This is a genomic window from Agrobacterium sp. fls2-241-TYG-188a, assembly GCF_030209845.1.
Genome location: NZ_JARVRD010000003.1, coordinates 685,779 through 712,576, shown reverse-complemented (window position 1 = coordinate 712,576; position 26,798 = coordinate 685,779). Strand labels below are relative to the sequence as shown.

Annotated in this window: 27 protein-coding genes; 18 read left to right on the top strand and 9 right to left on the bottom strand. The window is 58.6% G+C overall.

The annotated features are described in order from the left end of the window. Positions 1–34 precede the first annotated feature (34 nt). From QRN85_RS17320 to QRN85_RS17265, 12 genes are all read left to right on the top strand, one after another. Complete coding sequence (locus tag QRN85_RS17320) at positions 35–1,567, top strand: ABC transporter substrate-binding protein (RefSeq protein ID WP_284759506.1); 1,533 nt, start codon at positions 35–37, stop codon at positions 1,565–1,567. A 72-nt stretch (positions 1,568–1,639) separates the two neighbouring features. Beyond that, positions 1,640–2,590 (top strand): ABC transporter permease, encoded by a 951-nt coding sequence (locus tag QRN85_RS17315; RefSeq protein WP_284759504.1) that lies wholly within the window; start codon positions 1,640–1,642, stop codon positions 2,588–2,590. Beyond that, positions 2,587–3,408 carry an ABC transporter permease gene (locus QRN85_RS17310; RefSeq protein WP_502870792.1) on the top strand — a complete coding sequence of 274 codons (822 nt, stop codon included), beginning with the start codon at positions 2,587–2,589 and terminating at the stop codon, positions 3,406–3,408. Before QRN85_RS17315 ends, QRN85_RS17310 begins: the two co-directional genes overlap by 4 nt. 86 nt (positions 3,409–3,494) lie before the next feature. Next, on the top strand, positions 3,495–4,184 hold the full coding sequence (locus QRN85_RS17305; protein ID WP_082469586.1) for an exopolysaccharide biosynthesis protein: 690 nt from the start codon (positions 3,495–3,497) through the stop codon (positions 4,182–4,184). Positions 4,185–4,289: 105 nt separating this feature from the next. Beyond that, positions 4,290–5,243 (top strand): sugar-binding transcriptional regulator, encoded by a 954-nt coding sequence (locus QRN85_RS17300; protein WP_062584291.1) that lies wholly within the window; start codon positions 4,290–4,292, stop codon positions 5,241–5,243. Positions 5,244–5,386: 143 nt separating this feature from the next. Continuing rightward, positions 5,387–6,700: an ABC transporter substrate-binding protein gene (locus QRN85_RS17295; protein WP_112962908.1), complete on the top strand. Its 1,314-nt coding sequence runs from the start codon at positions 5,387–5,389 to the stop codon at positions 6,698–6,700. A 154-nt stretch (positions 6,701–6,854) separates the two neighbouring features. Next, positions 6,855–7,727 (top strand): carbohydrate ABC transporter permease, encoded by an 873-nt coding sequence (locus QRN85_RS17290; RefSeq protein WP_112962907.1) that lies wholly within the window; start codon positions 6,855–6,857, stop codon positions 7,725–7,727. An 11-nt stretch (positions 7,728–7,738) separates the two neighbouring features. Continuing rightward, positions 7,739–8,563 carry a carbohydrate ABC transporter permease gene (locus tag QRN85_RS17285; protein WP_113093505.1) on the top strand — a complete coding sequence of 275 codons (825 nt, stop codon included), beginning with the start codon at positions 7,739–7,741 and terminating at the stop codon, positions 8,561–8,563. Between the two features lie 11 nt (positions 8,564–8,574). Beyond that, on the top strand, positions 8,575–9,573 hold the full coding sequence (locus QRN85_RS17280; RefSeq protein ID WP_112962905.1) for an ABC transporter ATP-binding protein: 999 nt from the start codon (positions 8,575–8,577) through the stop codon (positions 9,571–9,573). Then, positions 9,570–11,051, top strand: coding sequence for a mannitol dehydrogenase family protein (locus QRN85_RS17275; protein ID WP_284759493.1), 1,482 nt, complete (start codon positions 9,570–9,572; stop codon positions 11,049–11,051). The genes QRN85_RS17280 and QRN85_RS17275 overlap by 4 nt, the downstream gene beginning before the upstream one ends. Before the next feature lie 16 nt (positions 11,052–11,067). Beyond that, on the top strand, positions 11,068–11,751 hold the full coding sequence (locus tag QRN85_RS17270; RefSeq protein ID WP_112962903.1) for an HAD family hydrolase: 684 nt from the start codon (positions 11,068–11,070) through the stop codon (positions 11,749–11,751). Positions 11,752–11,813: 62 nt separating this feature from the next. Beyond that, positions 11,814–13,388: an FGGY-family carbohydrate kinase gene (locus QRN85_RS17265; protein ID WP_284759490.1), complete on the top strand. Its 1,575-nt coding sequence runs from the start codon at positions 11,814–11,816 to the stop codon at positions 13,386–13,388. A 54-nt stretch (positions 13,389–13,442) separates the two neighbouring features. Here the strand turns inward: QRN85_RS17265 and QRN85_RS17260 are convergent, their stop codons facing one another. Next, positions 13,443–14,252 carry a MurR/RpiR family transcriptional regulator gene (locus QRN85_RS17260; protein ID WP_244475354.1) on the bottom strand — a complete coding sequence of 270 codons (810 nt, stop codon included), beginning with the start codon at positions 14,250–14,252 and terminating at the stop codon, positions 13,443–13,445. A gap of 325 nt (positions 14,253–14,577) precedes the next feature. Here QRN85_RS17260 and QRN85_RS17255 point away from each other — a divergent pair, with 325 nt between their 5' ends. Next, positions 14,578–15,303, top strand: a complete 726-nt coding sequence (locus QRN85_RS17255) for a sulfate transporter family protein (protein ID WP_062584305.1) — start codon at positions 14,578–14,580, stop codon at positions 15,301–15,303. Here the strand turns inward: QRN85_RS17255 and nth are convergent. Continuing rightward, the gene (gene nth, locus QRN85_RS17250) at positions 15,277–16,047 is read right to left on the bottom strand and encodes an endonuclease III (protein WP_113099176.1); all 771 of its coding nucleotides are present in this window, start codon (positions 16,045–16,047) and stop codon (positions 15,277–15,279) included. The two genes, QRN85_RS17255 and nth, sit on opposite strands and share 27 nt — an antisense overlap. Before the next feature lie 64 nt (positions 16,048–16,111). Here nth and QRN85_RS17245 point away from each other — a divergent pair, with 64 nt between their 5' ends. Then, positions 16,112–16,609, top strand: coding sequence for a DUF2244 domain-containing protein (locus tag QRN85_RS17245; RefSeq protein ID WP_062584309.1), 498 nt, complete (start codon positions 16,112–16,114; stop codon positions 16,607–16,609). A gap of 76 nt (positions 16,610–16,685) precedes the next feature. Then, entirely contained in the window at positions 16,686–17,558 is an 873-nt protein-coding gene (locus tag QRN85_RS17240; protein ID WP_113169297.1) for a methylated-DNA--[protein]-cysteine S-methyltransferase, read from the top strand. Between the two features lie 51 nt (positions 17,559–17,609). Here the strand turns inward: QRN85_RS17240 and QRN85_RS17235 are convergent, their stop codons facing one another. Continuing rightward, on the bottom strand, positions 17,610–18,596 hold the full coding sequence (locus tag QRN85_RS17235) for a sugar-binding transcriptional regulator (RefSeq protein ID WP_284759487.1): 987 nt from the start codon (positions 18,594–18,596) through the stop codon (positions 17,610–17,612). Between the two features lie 197 nt (positions 18,597–18,793). Between QRN85_RS17235 and tal the strand changes: the two genes are divergently transcribed. Then, a complete protein-coding gene (gene tal, locus QRN85_RS17230; protein WP_062584313.1) occupies positions 18,794–19,759 on the top strand; it encodes a transaldolase in 966 nt (321 codons plus the stop codon). 94 nt (positions 19,760–19,853) lie between these two features. On the opposite strand, the gene QRN85_RS17225 is transcribed toward tal, so the two are convergent. Then, positions 19,854–20,621: an IclR family transcriptional regulator gene (locus QRN85_RS17225; RefSeq protein WP_284759486.1), complete on the bottom strand. Its 768-nt coding sequence runs from the start codon at positions 20,619–20,621 to the stop codon at positions 19,854–19,856. A 141-nt stretch (positions 20,622–20,762) separates the two neighbouring features. Here QRN85_RS17225 and QRN85_RS17220 point away from each other — a divergent pair, with 141 nt between their 5' ends. Beyond that, positions 20,763–21,494 (top strand): SDR family oxidoreductase, encoded by a 732-nt coding sequence (locus QRN85_RS17220; protein WP_284759484.1) that lies wholly within the window; start codon positions 20,763–20,765, stop codon positions 21,492–21,494. Positions 21,495–21,572: 78 nt separating this feature from the next. Here the strand turns inward: QRN85_RS17220 and QRN85_RS17215 are convergent, their stop codons facing one another. The 5 genes from QRN85_RS17215 to QRN85_RS17195 form a co-directional block, all read right to left on the bottom strand. Further along, the gene (locus QRN85_RS17215; protein WP_045228307.1) at positions 21,573–21,746 is read right to left on the bottom strand and encodes a DUF1328 domain-containing protein; all 174 of its coding nucleotides are present in this window, start codon (positions 21,744–21,746) and stop codon (positions 21,573–21,575) included. 131 nt (positions 21,747–21,877) lie between these two features. Continuing rightward, positions 21,878–22,729: a metal ABC transporter permease gene (locus QRN85_RS17210; protein ID WP_284759482.1), complete on the bottom strand. Its 852-nt coding sequence runs from the start codon at positions 22,727–22,729 to the stop codon at positions 21,878–21,880. Next, positions 22,726–23,586 carry a metal ABC transporter permease gene (locus QRN85_RS17205; protein WP_112962897.1) on the bottom strand — a complete coding sequence of 287 codons (861 nt, stop codon included), beginning with the start codon at positions 23,584–23,586 and terminating at the stop codon, positions 22,726–22,728. The genes QRN85_RS17210 and QRN85_RS17205 overlap by 4 nt, the downstream gene beginning before the upstream one ends. After that, a complete protein-coding gene (locus QRN85_RS17200; RefSeq protein ID WP_162729297.1) occupies positions 23,579–24,469 on the bottom strand; it encodes a manganese/iron ABC transporter ATP-binding protein in 891 nt (296 codons plus the stop codon). The genes QRN85_RS17205 and QRN85_RS17200 overlap by 8 nt, the downstream gene beginning before the upstream one ends. Further along, the gene (locus QRN85_RS17195; RefSeq protein ID WP_113099170.1) at positions 24,466–25,356 is read right to left on the bottom strand and encodes a metal ABC transporter substrate-binding protein; all 891 of its coding nucleotides are present in this window, start codon (positions 25,354–25,356) and stop codon (positions 24,466–24,468) included. Before QRN85_RS17195 ends, QRN85_RS17200 begins: the two co-directional genes overlap by 4 nt. A 321-nt stretch (positions 25,357–25,677) precedes the next feature. Here QRN85_RS17195 and QRN85_RS17190 point away from each other — a divergent pair, with 321 nt between their 5' ends. After that, a complete protein-coding gene (locus QRN85_RS17190) occupies positions 25,678–26,673 on the top strand; it encodes a hypothetical protein (RefSeq protein ID WP_284759479.1) in 996 nt (331 codons plus the stop codon). Positions 26,674–26,798: the final 125 nt, after the last annotated feature.

The following is a 26,798-nucleotide window of genomic DNA, read 5'->3' as shown; positions in this document are numbered from 1 at the left end:
AAATGTTTGCGCCACTCGATCGGAGACAATAGAGATGCGCAGCACTTTTCTGCAGTCCTTAAACCTCACCCGCCGTCTGGCCATTGGCCTTGCCGTGACGACTGTTCTTTCCGCCGTGCTGCCTGCCACCGCAGCCCTTGCGGCACCGAAAAACTCCATCACCATCGGCATGGGTACAGAACCGGCAGGGCTTGATCCGACAGCCGGCGCCAATGTTTTCATTGGACAGGTCACGTGGCAGAATATTTTCGAAGGTCTCGTCACCATTGACGAAGAGGGCAAGATCCAGCCGCAGCTGGCGTCAGGCTGGGAAATCTCCGAGGACGGCAGGACCTATACGTTCAAGCTGCATGACGGCGTGAAATTCCACGATGGCGAGGTGTTCGACTCCTCCGTTGCCAAGGCATCGCTGGACCGCGCGCGGGGTGAGGCTTCCATCAATCCGCAGAAACGCTTTTTTGCCGCCATCGACAGCATCGAAACGCCTGACGCGACGACGCTTGTTCTGAAGCTCAAGCAGCCCTCCGGCAGCCTGCTTTATTGGCTGGGCTGGCCTGCCTCGGTCATGGTCGGCACAAAGTCCGCCGACACCAACAAGACGACGCCTGTCGGCACCGGCCCGTTCAAATTCGTCAACTGGGCCAAGGGCGAAAAAGTCGAGCTGGCACGCAACATGGATTACTGGAACAAGGATGTGACGGTTGCGCTCGACAAGGCGACCTTCCGCTTCGTCCCCGATGCGCAGGCGCAGGCCGCAGCTTTGCAGTCCGGTGATGTCGATGCCTTTCCTGAATTCGGCGCACCGGAATTGATGGGCTCCTTCGACGGCCACGAGCGGCTTGGCACCTTCATCGGCAATACGGAATTGAAGGTTGTGGCTGGCATGAACAATGCCACCAAGCCCTTCAACGACAAGCGCGTGCGCCAGGCGCTGATGATGGCCGTGGATCGTGCTACCGTCGTAGAGGGGGCGTGGTCCGGATTCGGAACGCCCATCGGCAGCCATTATACGCCCAACGACCCCGGCTATACCGACATGACGGGCGTTTTGCCCTACAATGCGGAAAAGGCAAAAGCGCTTCTGGCCGAAGCCGGTTATGCCAACGGTCTGACCTTCACCATCAAGGCCCCGCAAATGGCCTATGCTCAGCGCAGCGCCCAGATTCTCCAGGCCATGTTCGCTGAAATCGGTGTGACGATGAAGATCGAAACCACCGAGTTTCCGGGCAAGTGGGTGTCGGATGTGATGAAGGGCGGCAATTATGAAATGACCATCGTTGCACATGCCGAGCCGATGGATATCGATATTTTCTCGCGCGATCCCTATTACTTCAACTACAAGAACCCGACTTTCAACGAGATTATCAAGAATATCGAGCTGACCACCGATCTGGAGCAGCGGGAGCAGCTCTATCAGGATGCCCAGAAAATTCTGGCCGAAGATGTCCCGGCGCTATTTCTGTTCGTCATGCCGAAGCTCGGCGTGTGGGACAAGAGGATCAAGGGCCTGTGGCAAAACGAGCCCATCCCCTCCAACGTGCTGACGGATGTGCATTGGGAAGAATGATCTTATGTCCGCGTCATCTGGATGTCAGAGGCGGGTGAGCCCCACCCACCGCCATGAAGACGGGGCCTCGACTTGATAGCCCTCGTCTCCAGACGCATTGTTGCGTTGATGATCACCCTTTTGGCCGTATCCTTCCTCATCTATTTCGTGATGGGTCTGCTGCCGGGCGATCCAGCCGCCATCATGCTCGGCACCTCGGCCAGTCCCGATACGCTCGCGGCACTGCAAAAACAGATGGGCCTCGATCAGCCCCTTATCCTGCGCTATCTGCAATGGCTTGCGGCCCTCGCGCGTGGCGATCTTGGGCAGTCCTACACATATGGCGTGCCGGTGGCGGGGCTCATTCTGGAGAGGCTTTTCGTCACCTTGCCGCTTGCCCTCATGGCGGTGGGGCTGTCCGTCGTTATCGCCCTGCCTTTGGGTGTTACGGCGGCGCGGTACCGGGGAGGGGTGATCGATCTTGCCTGCGGGTTGTTTACCCATGCCGGTATTTCCGTTCCCGGCTTCTGGGTCGGGCTGCTTCTGATCCTGCTGTTTTCGTCACATCTTGGCTGGATGCCAGCCGGTGGCTTTCCGGGCTGGGGTGCGGGGGCGGCTGTTTCGCTGAAGGCCTTGGTGCTGCCGGCCTTGGCGCTTGCCTTTTCGCAGGCCAGCGTCCTGACGCGTGTCTGCCGTTCCGCCGTGCTGGAGGTCCTCAACGAGGATTTCGTCCGTGCCGTCAGGGCGAAGGGTATCGGTGAAACCGCGACCATCTGGAAACATGTGCTGCCCAATGCGCTCATTCCCGTTGTCACCATGGTGGGGCTGCAATTCACCTTCCTGATTGCCGGAACGGTTCTGGTCGAGAACGTCTTCAATCTGCCCGGGCTCGGGCGGCTGGCCTATCAGGCGCTGACGCAGCGCGATATCATCGTCATGCAAGCGGTCGTGCTTATGTTCTGCGCGCTGGTGATCGTGATGAATTTTCTGGTGGACATGATCTATCTGCTGATCGATCCACGCTTGCGCTCGGGTGCCGCATGATGCCCTTTGCGAAGCGTCATATGGGGTTTCTGGCGGGTGCCGTCATCACCGGCACGTTGCTGCTGACCGCAGTGCTGTCACTCGTCTGGACACCGGAAGCGCCAGCGAAGATGCAGATCCTGCACCGGCTCAAGCCGCCCATGGTGCATGGTCTGCTGGGCACCGATCAGTTTGGCCGCGATATCCTGTCGATGTTGATGGTCGGTGCCTGGAATTCGCTTTCCACGGCCTTTGCGGCGGTGGCAATCGGCGCAGCGCTTGGCACGCTGGTCGGGGTCTTCGCCGCCGCAAGGCGCGGCATCGTCGAAGTGTTTCTGATGCGTCTTTGCGATGTGGTTTTCGCATTGCCGCCCATCCTTTCGGCCATGATGCTGGGGGCTTTCATCGGGTCGGGACCGCTGACCGCCATCATCGCGATTGCCACCTTCATGGTGCCGGTCTTTGCCCGCCTGACCTGCGGTGCCGCCCTGCAATTATGGGCGCGGGACTTCGTGCTGGCTGCAGAAAGTCTGGGCAGAAGCAATGCTGGCATTACGATAACGCATATTCTGCCAAACCTTATCAATCTTGTGGTCGTGCAGATCAGCATCCAGCTCGGACTTGCCATCCTCACGGAGGCGGGCTTGAGTTTTCTCGGCCTTGGAATGCCGCCGCCAGCGCCAACATGGGGCCGTATGTTGTGGGATTCGCAGACATTTCTGTCGACAGCGCCCTGGCTTGCCATCCTTCCCGGCCTAGCCATCGCGCTTGCGGTTCTGGGTTTCAATCTCTTGGGCGACGGGCTTCAGGATTTGCTTGACCCGAGACGGCGACGATAGCGGAACAAGGTTGCAACGCGACGGTTGTCGTAATGCTGCCGCCATTCTTCTGTTACAGCATGGCCAATTCTGGAGATCCACAATCTATGCTGCGCCTTTCCGATAATCCCGCTCTGCCCGGTCCGGTTGATAATGATGACGCCGATCCGCACGCAACGGAGGCTTCCAGCGCGCCTGTGGGTCTTGTCGAGATTCTGCGCGCACTTGCCGGAGATGAGAGCCGGGAGCGCATTTCCGTAGGCGATCTGCTGTGCGCCATGGGAGACAGGGCATTCGGCGCCCTGATGCTGGTCTTTGCGCTTCCCAACATCGTGCCCACCCCGCCGGGCACATCCGCCATAACCGGTGCGCCGCTGGTCCTGCTTTCTGCCCAGCTTTTCGCCGGAAAGACGCCCTGGCTGCCCCGCTTCATCTCCGACAGATCGCTTGCCAGAGAGGATTTCGCCCGCGTGGTGGAAAAGATCGTGCCTATTCTGCTGTGGGTGCAAAAATTGCTCAAACCGCGAATGGAAGGGCTTCTTTCACCTGCGAGCGAGCGGGTGATAGGGCTGATCTGTCTGTTGCTCGCGGTCATCCTTGCCTTGCCCATTCCGCTTGGCAACATTCTCCCCGCCGTTGCAATCTGTTGTTTTGCCTTTGCAATTCTGGAGCGTGACGGGCTTTTCGCCCTGCTTGGCGGCCTCCTGTCGGTGGTCTCCGTCGCCATTGTCAGCGGTGTCATCTATGGCATTTCCAAAGCCGTGGTTTATTTTATCCTGGCGCCATTCTGGGCCTGAGCGTGCCTTGGCATCGTTTGACATCCGGCCTAGAGCGTTTCCATTTATCAGGGAAACGCTCTAGAACAGTGGAGGCACTGAGGGCGATAATGTGAGGACGGGCATATGGCCAGACGATCCGAAACTGGTGGGCGACTGGACGACGCGGCAAGAGCCGGGTGGCTCTATTACGTCGCCGGTCGCACGCAGGATGAGATCGCCTCTGCCATGGGCATTTCCCGCCAGTCCGCACAGCGCCTGGTGTCGCTGGCCGTTGCCGAGCGGCTGATCAAGGTGCGGCTCGATCATCCCATTGCGGCCTGCCTCGAAAAAGCCGAAGCCCTGCGGGACCGCTTTTCGCTGAAATATGTCGAGGTGGTGCCGAGCGATCCGGCGGGCGTGTCTTCCACCGTCGGTATTGCCGAAGCGGGGGCGGCGGAAATCGAACGCTGGCTGCGCAAGCCCGATCCCATCGTGCTGGCCATCGGCACGGGCCGGACGCTGAAGGCGGCGGTGGATCAGTTGCCGCCGATGGAATGCCCGCAGCATCGCATCGTGTCGCTGACCGGCAATATCGGGCCGGATGGGTCTGCGGCCTATTACAACGTCATCTTCTCCATGGCAGATGCGATCAAGGCGCGGCATTTTCCCATGCCCCTGCCGGTCCTGTGTTCCTCTGCCGACGAGCGGGAACTGCTGCATGAGCAGGCTCTGGTGCGCTCCACGCTGGCGCTTGGCGCTGCTGCCGACGTCACCTTCGTTGGCGTTGGTCAATTGGGAGAGGATGCCCCTCTTTGCGTTGACGGTTTCCTTGAGGTTCAGGAGATGCAGGACCTTATTGCCAAGGGTGCAGCGGGCGAAATCTGCGGCTGGTCGTTTGATCGGGATGGCCGGATTCTCGACAATCCCATCAACGACCGCGTTGCCTCCGTTCCCCTGCCACCGCGCGAGACCAGCACGGTCATTGGCATTGCGCAGGGAGAGCGGAAATCACCCGCCATTCTTGCCGCATTGCGTGGCGGGCTGCTCAATGGCGTGATTACGGACGAGGCCTCGGCTGAGTATTTGCTCAGAGATTGAGCAGAAATATCATCATTTTTTCAGTATGTTAGCTATTCCTTGTGCATCGCAGCGCAGGTTAACGCTTGACTTTTCCCAGCCGTAAGTGAGTAATTGCCCTAGAGCAAAGCGAATGCTCACTAACTTCTTCTGGGAGGAAGATCATGACTTTGAAGACAATTCTGCTGGGCGCCTGCTCGGCTCTCGCCTTTTCGGGCCTCGCTTCCGCAGAAACGCTGACGATCGCGACCGTGAACAATGGCGACATGATCCGTATGCAGGGGCTGACATCCGAATTTACCGCCAAGAACCCCGATATCCAGGTTGAATGGGTTACGCTGGAAGAAAACGTCCTGCGTGAACGCGTTACGACAGATATCGCCACCAGCGGCGGCCAGTACGACATCATGACCATCGGCAACTACGAAGTTCCGATCTGGGCCAAGCAGGGCTGGCTTCTGCCACTCGAAAAGCTCGGCGATAACTACGATGTCGATGACATGCTGCCATCCATCCGTGGCGGCCTGACGGTTGATTCCAAGCTTTATGCCGCACCGTTCTACGGTGAATCCGCCATGATCATGTATCGCAAGGACCTGTTTGAAAAAGCCGGTCTGAAGATGCCGGAAAACCCGACCTGGGAATTCATCGGCGATGCTGCCCGCAAGATCACCGACCGCAATGCCGACATCAATGGCATGTGCCTTCGTGGCAAGGCCGGTTGGGGCGAGAACATGGCCTTCATCACGGCGCTGACCAACTCCTTTGGCGGTCGCTGGTTCGATGAGAACTGGAAGCCACAATTCGATCAGCCTGAATGGAAAAACGCGCTTCAGTTCTACGTTGACCTGATGAAGGATGCCGGTCCATCCGGCGCATCCTCCAACGGCTTCAACGAAAACCTGACGCTGTTCCAGCAGGGCAAATGCGGCATGTGGATTGATGCCACGGTTGCGGCATCCTTCGTATCGAACCCGAAGGACAGCAAGGTTGCTGACAAGGTTGGCTACGCGCTGTTCCCGACGCAGGGCGAAATGAAGAACCATGGCAACTGGCTCTGGTCCTGGAACCTTGCCATCCCAAAGAGCTCGCAGAAGGCTGAAGCCGCCGAGAAGTTCATTGCCTGGGCAACCAGCAAGGAATACACGCAGCTCGTCGCTTCCAAGGAAGGCTGGGCCAACGTTCCTCCGGGCACGCGCACCTCGCTCTACAAGAACGCCGACTATGAAAAGGCCGCAGGCTTTGCAGCACCGACGCTTGCTGCCATGAATGCTGCCGATATCACCAAGCCAACGGTCAAGCCCGTGCCTTACACAGGCGGTCAGTTCGTGGCGATCCCTGAGTTCCAGTCGCTCGGCACCACGGTCGGTCAGCTGTTCTCGGCGGTTGTTGCCGGTCAGTCCAGCGTTGACGATGCTCTTGCAAGCGCCCAGTCCACGGCAACCCGTGAAATGACGCGCTCGGGATACATCAAGTAATCCTCCCGAAGATCGCCGTCCGGTCTCCAAGGCCGGGCGGCGCTTTTGCCAGACAATCGTTTTTCACCAAGATATTGCTACCCATTCAGAACAAGAAAAATGCCAAGCGTTTCCGCGCAACTGAAGGCGCGGTTCGGAATTGGGAGGGAGCCGCATGGCAACGCAAAATACAAAAAATCTGGCGCGGATCATGATGGCGCCGTCGGTCATCCTGCTTCTTGTGTGGATGATCGTGCCACTGTCCATGACGCTGTGGTTCTCTTTCCAGAATTACAATCTGCTGAACCCGGCCAATGTCAGCTTTGCCGGCCTGTTCAATTACCAGTATTTCTACACCGACCCGGCCTTTTTCCAGTCCATCTGGAACACGCTCGTCATCGTCGGCGGCGTGTTGTTGATTACGATCATCGGCGGCATCGGTCTTGCGCTGTTGCTGGACCAGCCGATTTTCGGGCAGGGCATCGTGCGCATTCTCGTCATCTCGCCCTTCTTCGTCATGCCACCGGTTGCGGCTCTCGTCTGGAAGAACATGATCATGCATCCCGGTTATGGGGTGCTGGCGGACCTGTCACGGTTCTTCGGGCTTCAACCGGTGGACTGGTTCTCGCAGTTTCCGCTTCTGTCCATCGTCATCATCGTCGCCTGGCAGTGGCTGCCCTTCGCAACGCTGATCCTGCTGACAGCCCTTCAGTCGCTGGATGGCGAGCAGAAGGAAGCCGCCGAAATGGATGGCGCAAGCTTCTTCAGCCGCTTCATCTATCTCACGCTGCCGCACCTGGCACGCGCCATCACCGTCGTCATTCTCATCCAGACGATCTTCCTGCTCGGCGTCTACGCGGAAATCCTCGTCACCACGAATGGTGGCCCGGGCTACGCCTCGACCAATCTCGCCTTCCTCATCTACCGCACGGCGCTGCTTGGCTATGATGTGGGTGGAGCGTCCGCAGGCGGTATCATCGCCGTCATCCTTGCCAATATCGTCGCCATCTTCCTGATGCGCGCCGTCGGCAAAAACCTCGATCGATAGGAGTACGGATCATGGCTCGTAATGTCTCGACGCGCTCCAAAATCGGCTTCACCATTGTTGCCTGGGCTATAGCACTTCTGCTGTTTTTCCCGATCCTCTATGCGTTTCTCACGTCCCTGAAGACGGAGCCGGAAGCCATTGCGGGCTTTAGCCTGTGGCCATCGGGCACGTTTGAAAACTACATCACGGTCAACACGCAGCGTGATTACTTCAAGCCCTTCATGAACTCGGTCGTGCTGTCGGTCGGCTCCACCATTGTGGCACTTCTCATCGCGATCCCTGCTGCCTGGGCCATGGCCTTTTCGCCGACAAAGCGCACCAAGGATATTCTGATGTGGATGCTCTCCACCAAGATGATGCCTGCTGTCGCCGTGCTGGTGCCGATCTATCTGATGTTCCGTAATGCTGGTCTGCTCGATACGCGCATTGGTCTCACCATCATGCTCACCTTCATCAACCTGCCGATCGTGGTGTGGATGCTCTACACCTACTTCAGGGAAATTCCCGGTGAGATTCTGGAAGCTGCCCGCATGGATGGCGCGTCGCTGTGGAACGAGATCGTCTATGTGCTGACGCCGATGGCGATCCCCGGCATTGCCTCGACGCTTCTTCTCAACATCATTCTGGCGTGGAACGAATCCTTCTGGACCATTCGTCTCACCACCACCAACGCCGCACCGCTGACAGCCTTCATCGCCTCCTTCTCCAGCCCACAGGGTCTGTTCTGGGCCAAGCTGTCTGCGGCCTCGATGATGGCGATTGCGCCGATCCTCGTGCTTGGCTGGTTCTCCCAGAAACAACTCGTTCGCGGCCTGACCTTTGGCGCGGTGAAATAAGGAATAAGAAAATGGGCAGCATTTCCCTTAAAAAAGTTTCCAAGGTCTTTGGTGAAGCCAAGGTCATTCCGTCCATCGATCTCGATATTGAAGACGGCGAGTTCGTGGTCTTCGTCGGCCCGTCCGGCTGCGGCAAGTCCACGCTGCTGCGCCTCATTGCAGGTCTCGAAGATGTCACCGGCGGCCAGATCATCATCGATGGCAAGGATGTGAGCGAGAAGGCACCGGCAGAACGCGGCCTTGCCATGGTGTTCCAGTCCTATGCGCTTTATCCGCATATGAGCGTGCGCAACAATATCGGCTTTCCGCTTAAAATGGCCAAGCTCGACAAGGCCGTCATCGACAAGAAGGTCAATGATGCCGCAAGCGTGCTGAACCTCACCGACTACCTCGACCGTCGCCCATCGCAACTGTCAGGCGGCCAGCGCCAGCGCGTCGCCATCGGTCGTGCCATTGTGCGCGAGCCCTCGGCGTTTCTCTTCGATGAACCGCTGTCCAACCTCGATGCGTCGCTTCGCGGCACCATGCGGCTGGAAATCTCCGAGCTGCACAATACGCTGAAGACGACGATGATATACGTGACGCACGATCAGGTCGAAGCCATGACCATGGCCGACAAGATCGTCGTGCTCAATCGCGGCAATATCGAGCAGGTCGGCTCGCCCATGGAGCTTTACAAGTCGCCGCGCAATCTCTTCGTTGCGGGCTTCATCGGCTCGCCGCGCATGAACTTCGTCAAAGGTGAGTATGCTGCGGCCAAGGGTGCCGATACCATCGGCGTTCGCCCGGAACATCTGCTGCTGTCCAAGGAAAGCGGCTTGTGGAAGGGTACCGTAACGGTTGCCGAACACCTGGGCTCCGATACCTTCCTCCACATCAAGGTCGATGGCATCGGCATGATCACCGCGCGTGCGGGCGGCGAATTTGCCTGCCAGCATGGCGATACGGTTTTCCTCACGCCTGACGAGACCAAGATCCACACATTCGATAGCAAGGGCCTGGCCATATGACATGCAAACTCTCGCTCGCAACGCTTGAACAGGCAAAGGCGACGGCTGCCGTCCCGGCCTATTCCCGCAGCGATCTGTCCGCTGGCATCGTGCATTTCGGCGTCGGCAATTTCCACCGCGCCCATCAGGCCATCTATCTGGATGACCTGTTCAACACTGGTGCCGATCATGACTTCGCCATCATCGGTGCTGGCGTTCTGCCGTCCGATGCTGTGATGCGCGAAAAGCTTGCGGCCCAGGATTTCCTTACCACCGTGGTGGAACAGGATAACAACCGCACCGGCGCACGCGTGACCGGCCCGATGGTCGATATCCTTCCGATTGGCGATACAAACGCCATCGTTGCAACCCTTGCTGATCCGAACATCCGCATCGTCTCGATGACGATTACCGAAGGCGGCTATTTCATCGACGCCTCTGGCAAATTCAATCCGCAGCATCCGGCAATAGCCGAAGATGGCCGAAACCCTACTGCGCCAAAGACAGTGTTCGGCCTCATCGTCGCTGGCCTCAAAGCCCGCAAGGACAAGGGCATCCAGCCCTTCACCGTCATGTCCTGCGATAATATTCCGCATAACGGCAAGGTCACCAAGAACGCCGTGGTCGGCGTGGCGGCGCTGTCTGATCCGGCCTTTGCCACATGGATCAGTGAAAACGTCGCTTTCCCCAATTCCATGGTGGACCGCATCACGCCGGCCACCGGTCAGCGCGAACGCGATATCGCCCGCGATGATTTCGGCATTGATGATAACTGGCCGGTCTTCTGCGAAGAGTTCAAGCAATGGGTCATGGAAGACAATTTCCCGGCTGGTCGTCCGGCGCTGGAAAAGGTCGGCGTGCAGTTCGTGCCCGAAGTTGCGCCCTACGAGCATATGAAGATCCGTATCCTCAATGGCGGTCATGCGGCGATTGCCTATCCGGCAGCTCTTCTCGATATCCACTTCGTGCATGAGGCGATGGAGCATCCGCTCATCCGCGCCTTCCTTGCCAAGCTGGAGAAGGAAGAGATCATCCCGATCATTCCGCCGGTACCCAATACCGACCTCAACGAATATTTCGACCTGATCGAGCGGCGTTTCCTCAACCCGAAGATCGGCGATACGATCCCACGTCTGGCGCAGGATGGCTCCAATCGCCAGCCGAAATTCATCCTGCCGTCTACGTCAGATCGGCTTGAAAAGGGTGATGATATCGTCGGTCTCTCGCTGGTGTCGGCGCTATGGTGCCGGTATTTCGCAGGCACATCCGATAGTGGCGCGCAGATCGTCTTCAATGACGCCAGTGCCGAGCGTCTGCAGGCCGCCGCCATCAAGGCCAAGGATGATCCGATGGCGTTTCTGGCGCTCGACGATATCTTCGGTGACGTCGCCAAATCGGACCTGTTCCAGAAACGCTTCGCCCATGCCTTGAAGACATTGTGGGAGAAGGGTACCGCTGAGACGCTTGAACTTTACCTGCAAAACAAACTCGTCAGCTGACGAAAAGAGATGGGCCATGCAAACCGGGAACGCGCCTCTGCTGATCTTTGATTGCGACGGCGTTCTCGTGGATAGCGAGCCGGTTTCGATTGCTGTTCTCATCGACATGGTGGCCCATCAGGGCGTCGAAATCACCGAGGAAGAAGCCTATCAGCGCTTCCTCGGTCGCAGCGTCGCCAGCATGACGGCGACGCTGTGGGAAGAATACGGCATCGAAACCGATATCGATTTTCTCGAGCATATGCGCAGCGTCCTTTTCGAACGCTTCCGGCAAGAGCTGAAAGCGATCACCGGCATCGCAGATACGCTCGACCAACTGCCAGCCGCCCGCTGCGTTGCATCCTCCAGCCAGCCGGAGCGTATCCGTTATTCGCTGGGGCTGACGGGACTTCTGGAGAAGTTCGAGCCGCATATCTTCAGCGCCACGATGGTTACGCATGGCAAGCCCGCGCCCGATCTCTTCCTCCATGCCGCACGGCAGATGCAGGCCGACCCTGGCGACTGCATCGTGATCGAAGACAGTCCTGCGGGCATCGCTGCGGCGAAGGCCGCGGGAATGCGGGTCTTTGCCTTTACCGGTGGCTCTCACGCGCGGTTCCCGGCATTTCGTGATCATATCGCCAGCCTTGAGCCGGATCTGGTGTTTGACGCCATGCCGGATTTGGTCCACCTTGTGGCCGATCAAACTGCGCGAAATTAGTGGCTGCGGGGTCTGTGCACCCTTGCTGAGTGGCTGCGACCGAGGGATGGGAATTTAGCTTCATGCGTGAATATCTTGTTGCTGTCGATGTCGGCACGGGCAGCGCGCGGGCTGGCGTTTTCGATGCATCCGGCGGTCTCATTGCGCGTGCAACCCATCCCATTGTCATGCAGCGGCCAAAAGAGAACCATGCAGAGCATGATTCCGCCGATATCTGGAACGCCGTCTGTGTCGTCGTCCGCCGTGCCGTTGCGGATGCCGCTATTGGCGCTGCGTCGGTCGCCGCAATCGGGTTCGATGCAACCTGTTCGCTGGTCGTGCGCGGACCTCAGGGCCAGCAGGTCAGCGTGTCCACCACCGGCCAGGAGCGGTTCGATACGATTGTCTGGCTCGATCACCGCGCCATAGCACAGGCCGATTTTCTGACCGTATCGCGCCATCCGGTGCTGGATTTCGCCGGTGGCTCGATCTCGCCGGAAATGCAGATGCCGAAGTTGATGTGGCTGAAGAAGAACCTGCCTGAAAGCTGGGCGAAGGCGGGTTATTTCTTCGATCTGGCCGATTTCCTGACATGGAAGGCCAGCGGCAGTGCGAAGCGGTCCAACTGCACGCTCACCGCCAAGTGGAATTTTCTGGCGCATGAGACGCCGGGCTGGAGCCAGGATTATCTGGAACTGGCCGGTGTCGAAGACTTGCTTGCACGTGGCGGCCTGCCCGCATCGACGGTGGCGCCGGGTAAAAGCGTCGGCAGGCTTTCCCCGCAGGCAGCAGAAGAGCTTGGGCTCGATACAGGCTGCGAGGTGGCAGCAGGCATGATCGATGCCTATGCCGGTGCGCTCGGTGCGCTTGGCGGCAGCCTGCAATCGGATGTCGGCAGCAATGTCGCGCTGATTGCCGGAACCTCCAGTTGCCTTGTCACGCTCACGCCCAAGCTGATGCCCGGCCACAGCCTGTGGGGTCCCTATTGGCAGGCCGTTCTTCCCGGCCACTGGCTGGTGGAAGGCGGGCAATCGGCAACCGGTGCGCTTCTGGATCATGTGGTGCGGATGCATGCCGCAGGTGGCGATCCAACCTCCGCCCTTCATCAAAGGATCGTGGAGCGGGTCCAGCATCTTCGCCGTTGCGAAGGGGAGGGCTTTGCCGATCACCTGCATGTCCTGCCCGATTTCCATGGCAACCGTTCCCCGCTTGCAGATCCCCACGCGCGCGGTGTCGTCAGCGGGCTGACGCTCGATACGTCATTCGACAGTCTCTGCCGGCTTTACTGGCGCACTGCCGTGTCCATTGCGCTCGGCGCGCGCCATGTGCTCGATGCCATGCAAGGTTTCGGTTACGGGGTGGACACGCTGCATGTGACCGGCGGCCATGTGCATAATCCATTGCTGATGGAGCTTTATGCCGACGTAACCGGCAAGCGCATCATCGTGCCGGCGACCGTCGATGCGGTGCTTCTCGGCACAGCCATGACTGCTGCAAGCGCTGGCGGTGTTCATGAAGGGCTGGCAGCCGCCGGTGCGGCCATGTATCCGGGCGGGGAGGAAAAGCAGTCCAGCGGGGCAGACAGGCAACGCTATGATCGCGACTATCGTCGCTTTCTTGCCATGTACCGGCACAGGGAAGAACTGGAAAAGATCTGATCTGGCGTCTGGAGCGGCAGCAGCCGCTCCATGGAGGTTGTAAACCTGTTATGATCAGGCGTTCAGTGTGCGCTGGATATCGCCAATGCGGCGGTTGCGGTCGCGGCGGTTGCTCTCACCCTTTTGCGAAAGCGAATGCAGCATGAATTCGGTAATTGCCACCAGCTGCAACATGCTGTGCCCGCCATTCTGGCCAAGCGGAATGGTCAGGCAGATATCGGCACTGTCCGGGCCCCATTCGTAAAAGCGGGTGGTGATCAGGACGGTCTTGTAACCCGCCTTCATCGCCATCTTCCCCAGCTTCTGCAGGGCTGCGAGATTGCCGCCGCAATCCATCAGCACCAGCAGCGTGCCTTCCGCAGGCTCGTCCATCAGGGCGATGTAGCTCGAGCCATCGTGATGCAGATAGTGCACATGTTCCCGGCTTTCGAGAAGCTTGGTGTAGAAGTAACGGCAGATACCGAACCCTTCCGCGGAGGAGGCGACAAAGACCTCTCTGCTCTCCGTGATGTTGCTCAGCGCTGTTTTCCAAACCGACTGCCCCGCCAGATCGTAGACGGCCTGCACAGCCTGAATCTGCTGAAGCATCAAGGAAGAAAGCGGTGTCTGCGGTGCTTCCTGGGCTGTCGCCGGTGCCGGCTCTGTACGATGAGACTCATCGCGCAGATGTTCGCGAATGTCGCTCAATTGCCGGTATCCGAGAGACCGGAGAAAACGGCCGACTGTCATCGGGCTCAAGTTCAGCTTTTCCGCGAGAGTCGCGGCTGTTTCAAATGGCAATTCGGCCAAATGTTCGATCAGATACTTCGCAATCCGTCGTTCCGACGGTGTGCCGGTCTTCAGCGAACGGGTAAGATCAATCAACAACTTTTCCAACGACGCCTCGTTATTTTTCTCTTTAGCGGACGATGGTTGTAAAACGAGATATCTCGCAGCCAATCGTTTCGGCTAGTTTGTCCTTCAGGCGAAGCGTCATCTCGTAAACCCCCGCTTCGAGAACATACGACTTTTTGCCTGTTTGTTTTTATAGTTTAGCGGTCACTTTTCTTCAAGCGCAAAATAACAGGACGCCATTTTTCTTTCGCGGATGGGTCGCGATTATTGTTTAAGGGGGTGCAAGTGCCTATTTTTCGTGCGGTGGAAGTCCTCTCCAGGGATTTTCGAAATCCCTTACAATGGAGGCAATTTGATGATTTTTGACGCCGCTCGACGTGCTTTCGGCAACCTTTTTGCCGCCGAATCACGGTCGGTTCTGTGGAAGTCGTTGGGGCTGACGATTCTGGTGCTGATCGGCCTGTGGTTCTCTATCCGCGCCGTCTTCATATGGCTGGCATTGCCGTGGTTTGATTCGCTGTTTCCGGGGATGCCGGAATGGGCGGGATGGATGAGCTTCGTGTTCGCCATTCTGGCGGGAATAGGCCTTGCGCTGGCGCTTGCCCTTCTGATTTCGCCGGTCACCGCCATCATTGCCAGCCTGTTTCTGGATGATGTGGCGGAGGTCATCGAGAAGAACGACTATCCCAACGACAGGCCCGGCACCGCCATGCCCCTGCGCGAGGCCATTCCGTCATCGCTGAAGTTCTTTGGCGTCGTCATTGTCGGCAACTGCGTGGCCCTGCTGCTGCTCCTCGTTCCCGGCGTCAATCTCATCGCGTTTTTTCTGGTCAACGGCTATCTGCTGGGTCGCGAATTTTTTGAATTTGCCGCGATGCGGTTTCGCACGCCCGCCGATGCGCGTGCCTTCCGCTCCAAGCACGGCACAACCGTCTTCATGGCCGGGCTTGTGATTGCCGCCTTCCTCGCCGTGCCGTTCCTCAACCTGCTCACACCGCTGTTTGCGGCATCGCTGATGGTGCATCTACACAAGTCGGTTTCCGCGCGCGACCCGTCATTCTCCAATCAGCTGAGCCGGTAGTTCCACCAGTGGCGCCGGGATGTCGCAGGTCTTTTCCGGCGATTTGCACAGATCGGCAATCACGCAACGCTCGCATTCCGGCTTGCGCGCCTTGCAACAGTACCGGCCATGCAGGATCAGCCAGTGATGCGCGTGGAAAAGATACTCGTCTGGAATGATCTTCACCAGCCGGTCCTCCACCTCATCGGGGGTCTTGCCCGGTGCAAGGCGAAGCCTGTTGGCGATACGAAAGACGTGCGTGTCGACAGCAAGCGTCGGAATGCCGAAGGCCATGGACATCACCACATTGGCGGTCTTGCGGCCAACACCGGGCAGCATTATCAGCTCTTCGCGCGAGCGTGGTACTTCGCCGCCAAAGCTGTCGATCAGCATCTGCGACAGCGCCATCACATTCTTGGCCTTGTTGCGGTAAAGGCCGATGGTCTTGATGTGTTCGATGAGCTTTTCCTCGCCCAGATCAAGCATTTTCTGCGGCGTATCGGCCACGGCAAACAGGCCGCGTGTTGCCCTGTTGACGCCCACATCCGTTGCCTGCGCCGATAGGGCGACGGCAACGACCAGCGTAAACGGATTGGAGTGCTCCAGTTCGCCCTTGGGTTCCGGTCGCTGAACGGAAAAGCGCCGGAACATTTCCTTAAGCTCGTCCTTCGAATAGATCGTGCGTGTCCGCACAGGCTTGCGGGCAGACATTGAATTTGACTTTTTCAACGTTTGGGCGCTGGATCGTGTCTTGATATTTGTCATAGTCTGATGTCAGCTTTTTGTTTCGCACGGAACGACCGAGCCCAGTCTCACGCCGTTCGCTCCGATGCCCATCGAGGACGGCAAGGTGGACAGCATAAACGAGCAGCCGGTTTTTGCAGCGGAACTTGTTCCTCATCGCTCCCTCGGACGCAAGGGCTTTCGCGTTCTTCTGGCGCTTTCGGGCGCCGTCTGCCTGTTTTACGGAATCTTCTTCACCGTCACCGGTGCCTGGCCCATCGGCCTGTTTCTGGGAGCGGACTTCCTGCTGCTCTATATCGCCTTTCGCGCCAATTACCGGGCGGCAAAGGCGCGGGAGGAGGTGTTTGTGTCACGCACCAGCCTTTCCATTCGCAAGTTTTCTCCGGCAGGCCGCATGGTCGAGCATCGGTTCAATCCGTTCTGGGCCCGCTTTCGCGTCAACCGGCATGAGGAGATCGGCATTTTGTCCATGCATGTCTCGGGCGAGGGGCGTATGACGGATGTCGGCTCCTTTCTCAACCCGGATGACAGGGAAAGCTTTGCAAAAGCCTTTCGCGGTGCTCTGGCCACGGTCCGGCGTTGAATCTGGTCGCCCGGGCAAGAAACGGGTGGCGATGGACAGGCCCGCGTGGTTTTCTCCGCAGCCAAGGAGATACGCCATGAACGCCAATATCATGCTGAAGGAAGACATCACCCCTGTTGGATCGGATTACGAGACCGTGCGCCGGGTGATCGAGATCATGACGACGGACTATCGCGATCAGCCTTCGCTTGACGCAATCGCCGCCCGGCTCTCCCAGTCTCCCACACAATTGCAGAAGACATTCACCCGCTGGGCCGGCCTGTCGCCCAAGGCTTTCCTGCAGGCGGTTACGCTTGATCATGCCAAGCGGTTGCTGCGGGAAGAAAGCCTGCCGCTGCTCGAAACCTCCATTGAGGTCGGCATGTCGGGGCCGGGCCGGTTGCATGATCTTTTCGTCACCCATGAGGCGATGTCGCCGGGGGAGTGGAAGGCCAAGGGCTCGGGTCTGCGCATCCGCTACGGTTTCCACCCATCGCCCTTCGGGCTGGCACTGATCATGATCACGGATCGGGGGCTCGCGGGTTGCGCCTTTAGCGATGAGGGTGGCGAGACGGCCTGTTTTGAAGATATGGCCCGTCGCTGGCCCAATGCCTGCTATGTGGAGGACAGTGCGGCGACGGCGCCCTATGCCTCGCGCATTTTCGACTCCGGCCAGTGGAAAAGCGAACAGCCGCTGCGCGTCGTCCTGCTCGGCACCGATTTTCAGGTGCGGGTGTGGCAGAGCCTGCTCAAGATACCGCTCGGCAGGGCCGTGACCTATTCCCATGTGGCCAAGGATATCGGCCAGCCAACCGCGTCGCGCGCCGTGGGCGCTGCCATCGGCGCCAACCCCATCTCCTTCGTCGTTCCCTGCCACCGTGCCGTCGGCAAAAGCGGCGCATTGACGGGCTATCACTGGGGCCTGACCCGCAAGCGTGCCATGCTGGGCTGGGAAACGGGCAAGATATGAACGTGGCACTGGCGCGAGGTTTCGCTCTCCGGGCGCAGAAGTTCCGTTTTACTATTGTGTTGTGCCTGAGGCCAGATCCAGCAACGCCCGCGCTGCCGCCTCATCGGTAATCAACGTGTTGCAGCCGATCCGCTTGATGGTGGCGCGTATGGCAATCGCACGGTGGGCCCCGCCGGAGGCCAGCACGATGTGTTTTGCCTTTTTCAGCGTATCGAGACCGATGGCCATGGCGCGCCCGTTAATGGGATGGTCGACGGAGCGCCCTTCGGCATCGATGAAGTTGAACATGGTGTCGCAGACGCAGCCTGCGCTCACCAGTTCCGCATGGGTTTCCCTTGAAATGAAGCCTTCCGAAAGGGATGTGGAGTGGGGGCCGATATCGCCGCAGCTGACGATTGCAAGGTCGAGGTTCTCAGCCAGCTCGAACAGGGTGTTGAGGCCGCATTTTTCGATGAGCGCGCGGCGCGTCTCTTCTGAATCCACCAGAAGCGGTGCCAGAAACATGTAGCATTCCGCCCCAAGCGCGCTTGCCAGCCGCCATGTATAATCGAGCGGGTTGGTCTGGTGGACCGCAACGATCCCGCCCAGCAGGGAGACGACCTTGCAGTTTTCCCGGCGCGGCGGGCGAAAGCTGGAGAGCGAGGCCGTCATGGTGCGGCCCCAGCCGACACCGATTGTGGCATTGTCTGGCACGGCTTCGGACAGGAATTGCCCAAGCGCGAGGCCAACGGCCTTGGCAATGTCTTGTGCATTGGCGGAGGCCGAGGGAATGATGATGGCCTCGTCCAGCCCATAGGCGCCTTCGAGCTTTATCGCCAGCTCGACCAGATCCTCAATGCCTTCGTTGATCCAGATCTGCACCTCGGACCGCTTCATCGCCTCGTCCAGAAGGCGGATGACGGTGGAACGGCTGATCCCGAGTTTCTCCGCGACATCCTTCTGCGTCATGCCCTGGTTATAATAGAGCCAGGCCGCTCTCAGGCGCAGTGATGCAGCCTCGGAATAGGACGTATGGGTGTCTCTTCGCAGTTTTGCCACTGTTTTCGCCATCATCTGTTGTGCTGCGAGTATGGCCGCTGTGAAACTTATGTCAATTGGATTGCGCAAATGTCTTGACTTTACATTTTGCAGCGCGCGATACTCCGCCATCAAAAGCAACCGGTTTCGCCCTGAGCAAGCAAATGGAACGGAAGCCGGCGCAAGCAGTTTTCAAGAGATCACGAGGATCACACGGCATGACGTCCAAACTTGACCAACTTCGCAAAATCACGACTGTTGTTGCCGATACGGGTGACATCGAGGCGGTTGCCCGCCTGAAGCCAGTTGATTGCACCACCAATCCTTCCATCGTTCTAAAAGCGCTCGGCACGCCGATGTTTGCCGATGCCGTCAAGGAAGCGGTGACATGGGGCAAGAAGCAGGGTGGCCAGTCCGATGCCGTCGTCGGCGCGGTAGCAGACCGTCTCGCCATTTCGGTTGGCGCGGCCCTTGTCGATCTCGTGCCCGGCCGCGTGTCGACGGAAGTCGATGCCGACCTCTCTTTTGATACCAAGGCTTCGATTGAAAAGGCGCATCAGATCATCGCCGGTTACAAGGAGCGCGGCATCGAGCGCGATCGCATCCTCATCAAGCTTGCATCGACTTGGGAAGGCATCAAGGCCGCCGAAGCGTTGCAGGCAGAAGGCATCGATTGCAATCTGACACTGCTCTTCTCGCAGGCGCAGGCAATCGCATGTGCCGAAGCCAAGGCCTTCCTCATCTCGCCCTTCGTTGGCCGTATTCTTGACTGGTACAAGAAGTCGACCGGTGAAAACTACACCGCAGAGACCGATCCGGGCGTCGTTTCCGTGCGCAAGATCTACAACTACTACAAGGCCAACGGCATTCAGACTGTGGTGATGGGCGCATCCTTCCGCAATGCTGGCGAGATCGAAGCGCTGGCCGGTTGCGACCGCCTGACCATCAGCCCGGCTCTTCTGGAAGAACTCGACAAGGACACCGGCACGCTGGAGCGCAAGCTGTCTGCTGACGATGCCAAGGCCGAGCCTTTGCAGTCGCTGGATGAAAAGGCGTTCCGCTGGCACCTGAACGAAGACGCGATGGCCACGGAAAAGCTTTCCGAAGGCATCCGCCAGTTCGCCAAGGATCTCGAATCCCTGCGCGGCATTGTCCGCAAGGAACTCAGCGCGGCAGCGGCCTGAAATAATCCTGGAACCTTTGCGGGATTTGCCCGTTATTGAAGTATAATATCTCCAGTCTTGAAAAGCGCGATCGGTCCCCTGCCGGTCGCGTTTTTCATTGTCCGGCTGCAATTTCCGAAATCTTGGCTGCGGCTTGGCGGATTAGAACGACGCAGTCCTCAGCACTTGGAGCCTCGCTGTTCATGGGCGTGATGTAAGGGCACGTGATGGCGGCAAGCGCCGTTCCGTCCACTGTCAGAACAGGTGCAGAGATGTTGCGCACACCAGCGGTCTGAAGGCTGTTCATGCTCTCATAGCCATTGTCCCGCACCTCATCCAGCCGCTCGATTAGCCCTTCGGGCACGCCGTCCTCGTTGCCACCGCGCAGCTGCTCTGCCATCATTCTGTCGCGCTGGGCGTCGTTTTGAAATGCCAGAAGAACGTGTCCCGAACCGGTGTTGAACAGGCTCATCTGCGCGCCAACGCGAATGGAAAGCGCCCAGTAGGTGGATGAGTCCTGCTGGGCGATCACCACAACCGAACCGCGGTCATAGACCGCCAGATGGCAGGCCTGCCCGGCCTTGTTGGCGAAATCCCGCATGACGGGGGCGGCAAAGGAAACCAGCCGGCGCAGCGGCGCGTGAAAATGGGCAAGGCCGAAGAGTTTGAGCGTCAGGAAGAAGCGGTCTCCGTCCTGCCGCTGGACATAGCCGCGACGCACCAGCCGGTCCAGCATTCGGTAAAACTCGTTCGGGCTTTTGCCGATGGCCTTGGCAATCTCCACCTGCGTCAACCCGCCATCGGTGCTGGCCAAGAGCTCAAGAATGTCGAGGCCCTTGTCGAGCGCCGGTGCGCGGTACTTCTCGCTGTCTTCTTCACTCATTGCGTCTCTTTACCGCTGGCTGTCAGCCGCGCCCCGACGGGGCTGGCCAAGTTGACTTGACGTTATATAAATACACTGTTTACATATGAATTGTCGATCTACATTCGATTTATATGCGCGCCAGCGCGGGAGGAGCATAGCATGAGCCAGGATTTCAGCGGCCAGACGGTCGTCATTACGGCGGCAGGGCAGGGGATTGGCCGCGCGACGGCGGAGCGCTTCATCGGGCTTGGCGCAAGGGTTATCGCCACGGACATCAACGAAGCGGCACTGGAGACGCTGAGCGGTGCTGAAACGCGCGTTCTCAATGTTCTCGATGGTGCGGCTGTTTCAGCGCTCGCCGCCGAAATCGGGCGGGCGGATGTTCTCTTCAATTGCGCCGGCTTCGTCCATGCGGGCACCATTCTGGACTGTGAGGAAAAGGACTGGGATTTCTCTTTCGACCTGAATGCGAAAGCCATGTACCGCACCTGCCGCGCGTTTTTGCCTGCCATGCTGGAAAAGGGCAAAGGCGCCATCGTCAACATGTCCTCGGTCGCATCCAGCGTCAAAGGCGTTCCTAACCGCTTTGCCTACACCGCGTCAAAGGCAGCCGTCATTGGATTGACCAAGTCTATCGCGGCGGATTTCGTGACCAAGGGCATTCGCTGCAATGCCATCTGCCCCGGGACCGTCGATAGTCCGTCCCTGCATGAACGTTTGCGGGCAACGGGAAATTATGAGCAGGCGCTGGCGGATTTCATCGCCCGTCAGCCCATGGGCCGCATCGCCAAGCCGGAGGAAGTCGCGGCCCTCGTCACCTATCTCGCGTCAGACGAAGCGGGCTTCACCACCGGCCAGATCCACGTCATCGACGGTGGCTGGACGGCATAGCGCCGCCTTTCGAGCATCCAGACAAGACAACGAAAAACGGCGGGCCTTGCGGACCGCCGTCTTTGTTACGTCTGTTGATTAGAGGATAGCCTGGCCGGCCATCAGTGCAAGCACGAGGAAGATCAGGAACACGACCACGGCGATGAAGAACAGAATCCGTGCGATGCCGGCAGTCGCCGCCGAAATGCCCGTAAAGCCGAATACACCGGCAATCAGTGAGATAACGAAGAATATAAGAGCCCACTTCAACATGGCCGGTCCTCTTTCTGATCAATTGATGCGGTCGAGCGCCCACGCAATCGACCTGCACCTATTGACGCGAAACGGTGCCAGCTAGTTCCGAACTTTGTGAAATAATCTTTTCAATCGCGCACAATCGTCTTTCAAGCCGTGCCTTGGGCCTTGTCGGTGGCCCTGGCTTGCAGCGTGGTGCGGATGAAGGCGAGGATGAAGAACAGGGTCATGATCAGAACGATGGTCGGCGCAGGCGCGCTGTCGATCAGGAAACTTGCCCATATGCCCGTGATGGATGCGATGACGGCAACGCCAATGGCGACCAGCATCATGCTGGAAAAACGACGGGTCAGCAGAAAGGCGATGGCACCGGGTGCCACCAGCATCGCTACTGATAAAATGATGCCGATGGCCTGCAGCGCGCCCACCACCGTCAGGGAGAGCACGGCCAAGAGGCCATAATGCAGAAGGCGCACCGGCAGGCCGATGGCTTTTGCGTGCTGCGCATCGAAGGCATTGACCAGCAGGTCCTTGCGCAGCACCACCAGAAAAGCGGTGGCGGCGAGCGCAATCAGGCCGGTTTCCACGATGTCGCCCAGAGCGACGCCCAGCATGTCGCCAAACAGGATGTGGTCCAGATGCACGTCGCTCTGCACCTTGACGTAAAGCACCAGCCCCAGCCCGAACATGCCGGAAAAAACAATGCCGAGAACCGTGTCTTCCTTTATGCGGCTGTTTTCCTTCAGAAAGCCGGTTGCCAGCGCACAGATCATTCCCGCCACAAATGCGCCGATGGAGAAGGGAATGCCGATGATATAGGCGATGACAACACCCGGCAGCACGGCATGGGAAACCGCGTCTCCCATCAACGACCAGCCCTTCAGCACCAGCAGACAGGACAGCATGGCCATGGGAACGGCAATCATCAGCGTGATGATGAAAGCATATTGCATGAAGGGCAGCTGGAACGGCAGAATTGCCAATTGCATGTTTTCGCTCATGGCGCGGTCTCCAGCGCCGCTTTCGCCTTGGCGCGTGAAGCGAGGTAGCCGTGCTTGGGCGCAAAGATGAAGGCGGTGAGGAAGATCAGGGTCTGCAGCACGACGATGATGCCGCCGGTCGCGCCATCCAGGAAATAGCTGAGATAGGCGCCGGTGAAACTCGTGGCCGCGCCGATGCCGAAGCTCATGCCGATCAGCCGCTCGAAACGGTCCGTCAGGAGATAGGCGGTCGCGCCTGGGGTAACGACCATCGCAACCACCAGAAACGCGCCAACCGTCTGCAACGCAGCGACGGTGGACGCCGCCAGAAGCGTGAAGAAGATGATTTTCAGCAGGTCCGGGTTCAGCCCCACCGTGCGGGCGTGGTTTTCATCGAAGAACACCACCATGAAGTCCCGCCATTTCAGCGACAGCACAGCCAGGCTGATGCCGCCGATCAGCGCCAGTTGCAGCGTATCCTCAGGCGTAATCGCCAGAATGTTTCCAAGGACGATGGTCTGGATGTTGATGGAGGTGGGCGACAGCGACACCATGAACAGGCCAAGGCCGAAAAAGGAAGTGAAGATCAGCCCGATGATCGCATCTTCCTTCAGCCGTGTCTTCTGGTTGAGAAACAGCATGGATCCCGCCGCCAGTCCGCCGGAAATGAAGGCTCCCAGTGAGAAGGGCAGGCCCAGCATATAGGCACCGGCAACGCCGGGCACGATGGCATGGGACAGGGCATCGCCGATCAGAGACCAGCCTTTCAGCATGAGATAGGCAGACAGGAAGCCGCAGACGCCCCCCACAAGCGCGCTCACCCATATGGCGTTCAGCATGTAGGAATAGGTGAAGGGCTCAAGCAGGGTATCAATCATGGCCCTTGTCTTTCAGCGTCTTTTTGGCCTTCGCGCTCTTGTCGTAAATCACGAAGGGCCGCTCGTCATCGGTAATGACCTTTACCCGCCGCGGGTCGGCATCGTCGTGCAGATCGGCCCCGCCAAGAATGAAGTGGCGCAGGCTTCCACCGAATGCCTTTTGCAGATTGTCTTCGGTAAAGGTCTTTTCGGTCTTGCCGGCAGCAATCACCGTTCCCTTTACGAAGACCGTGCGGTCGCAGAAATCCGGCACGCTGCCGAGATTATGGGTTGAAACCAGCATCACGCGGCCTTCGTCACGCAATGCCTTCAATAGCGCGACGATCTGCTCTTCGGTGTTGACATCGACGCCGGTGAAGGGCTCATCGAGAAGAATGACCTGGCCTTCCTGCGCCAGTGCCCGCGCCAGAAACACCCGTTTCTTCTGGCCACCGGAGAGTTCGCCGATCTGGCGCTTGCGGTACTCCACCATGTTGACGCGTGCCAGCGCCTCATCCACCATCTGGTGGTCGCGTCTGGAGGGAATGCGCAGAAAATTCATGTGGCCGTAGCGGCCCATCATAACCACGTCTTCCACCAGGACGGGGAAGCTCCAGTCCACTTCCTCCGCCTGCGGAACATAGGCAACGAGGTTCTTGCGAAGGGCGTCGCGGGCTGGCATGTCAAATATGGAAACGGTGCCAGCCGCAAGCGGTACGAAGCCCATGATCGCCTTGAAGATCGTGGATTTTCCCGCGCCATTGACGCCCACAAGTGCTGTGATGGTGCCGCGAGGGATGGAGAAGCTGGCGTTGCGGAGCGCCGTGTGGCCATTGCGATAGGTAACGGTCACATCCGCAACCGTCAGTCCCGTTTCGCTTCCCTTGCGTTTTCCCATCATCATTTGGAAAGGCCTTTCACAACGGTCTGCGTGGTTACGCGCAAAAGGTCGAGATAGGTCGGGACAGGCCCATCCGCCTCGCTCAGCGAATCCACGTAGAGGATGCCGCCATAGGCCGCACCCGTTTCCTTCGCCACTTGCTTTGCCGGGTCCGGGGAAACCGTGCTCTCACTGAAAATCACATGAATGTTGTTTGCGCGCATGGCGTCGATGACACCGCGCACCTGCTGCGGAGTGCCCTGGCTGTCGGCATTGACCGGCCAGAGAAACAGTTCCTTCAGCCCGAAATCGCGGGCGAGGTAGGAAAAGGCGCCTTCGCTCGTCACCAGCCACCGCTTTGCCTCGGGCAGCGCCGCAATGGCATCGCGCATGGGCTGGATTTCGCTTCTGATCTTGTCGGAATAGGCCTTGGCATTGGCAGCGTAGAGCGCCGCATGGTCAGGATCGATCTGGGTCAGGCCCTTTCTGATGTTCTCGACGTAGATCAAGGCATTGTCGGGTGACATCCAGGCATGGGGGTTGGGCTTGCCCTGATAGGCCCCGCCGCTGATCGATATTGGCTGAACGCCATCGCTGACGGTCACGTTGGGAACGTCCGCAAGGTTTGCCAGAAACTTCTGGAACCACAATTCAAGGTTGAGTCCGTTCCACAGAACGAGATTGGCATTGCGGGCCTTGAGGATGTCGCGCGGCGTTGGCTGGTAATTGTGAATTTCAGCGCCGGGCTTGGTGATGCTTTCCACATCTGCGGCATCACCTGCAACGTTGCGGGCCATGTCGGCGATGATGGTAAAGGTGGTGACGACCTTTGGCTTGTCGCTTGCCGCAGCCGCAAATGGCAGAAAAACCGTTGCAATACAGAGGAAAAGCCGAAGCGCCATTGATGTCATAGGCCTATAAAACTCCTAATGCGATTAATTCGCAATATCAATTTGGGAATTTTGTCGGGCATTGTCAATGATATTGCAAATCATTCGCAATAATCGCGTCGATCGCTTGTCCAAGTCTTTTTTTCTCGGAATCCAAAAATGGTCCAACCGAAGGGCCAGATTTGTATGTGAGTTAAATCTTCTTCAATGAGAACACGTCAGAATTGATGCCTGCACGGAAGCAGCATTGCTGCCCCGCGCTATATCGTTTCGCAGTTCGCTGCTTTGGCGATCCGCAGATGATGGGCATTGAACGGGGTAGTGAATGTCGGGACGTTCGACGTGAAAGCAGTGTTCAAGAGAATACGGTTTTCTCGAAAGTTCGTATTGATAAGTGGCGGGATCCTCCTTCTTGGCGGAGCGTCCGGCGTTGCCGCCGTTTTTGTGGGCAAGGAACGCCTGTTTGGCCCTGCCGAAGCGTCGATCAATGGCCTTGAATGTCAGATGGTGCAGACCGTCAATATCCGGAAAAACGGCGCAGTCTGGGTGCGCAAATTCATTCGCACCGAAGGCGGAGATGGCACGGAGCGTGTCAGGACTGCGCTGCGCGTTGCCAAGGCCGTTTACGACAAGCAGAAGCCGGATCTCGTTCAGGTCTCTGTGCTCGACAAGAACGGACCGACCATGCGCGCAGACATGCGCGGACGCGCAATTGCAGCACAGGTCGTCTATATCGCTGACGTGAAGAAGCTGCCGGAAGACGCGGATGCCAAGTCCTATTCCGCCTATTATTACGATGGCGATCCGAATGGCGAAGGGCTTTTCTACGGTTTGAGGATCGATCTTCCGCTGGAAGATACCGAACATCTTTCCGCCAGCCTCAATGATTTCTCAGACTGTGTCGAACCGGTGGTCGAAACGCCATCCGATGGTCATGGCGCTGCGGCGGACGGACACGGAAAGGCGGGCGACGGCCATGGCGAAACCAAGAGCGATGGCCATGGAGACGGCGGCGGTCATGGCGAAAAGGCGCCTGCGGGCGACCATGGAGAGGCCGCGCCTGAATCCGCTCATGGCGAAACCCCTGCCGCCCATGGCGATCATGCAGCGCCTGACGATCCCGGCCTCGTAACCTCTACCCCGGAGCAGGACAATGTCAGCATGTTCAGCTTCGCTTACATCAAGTCGTTGATCTTCGGAAAAGGCTCCACCACGGCGGTCGCCGCGGAACAACATCAACCACCTGCCGAAGAGCCAGCCGCTGCTCATGGAGCGGATGCGGCAGAAGGCGATGCAGCGGCGCAACACGCGCCAGCCGCGCCTGCGCCAGAACATTGATCGCCGTCCGTCGGCGTTAAACGCTATCCCTCACACCCGTCCTCGCCGCAGCCACCCACCCGTTTGCCGGAAACAAAAAAGCCGAAGGCTTTGGGGCCTCCGGCTTTAAAATCAAGATGATCGTG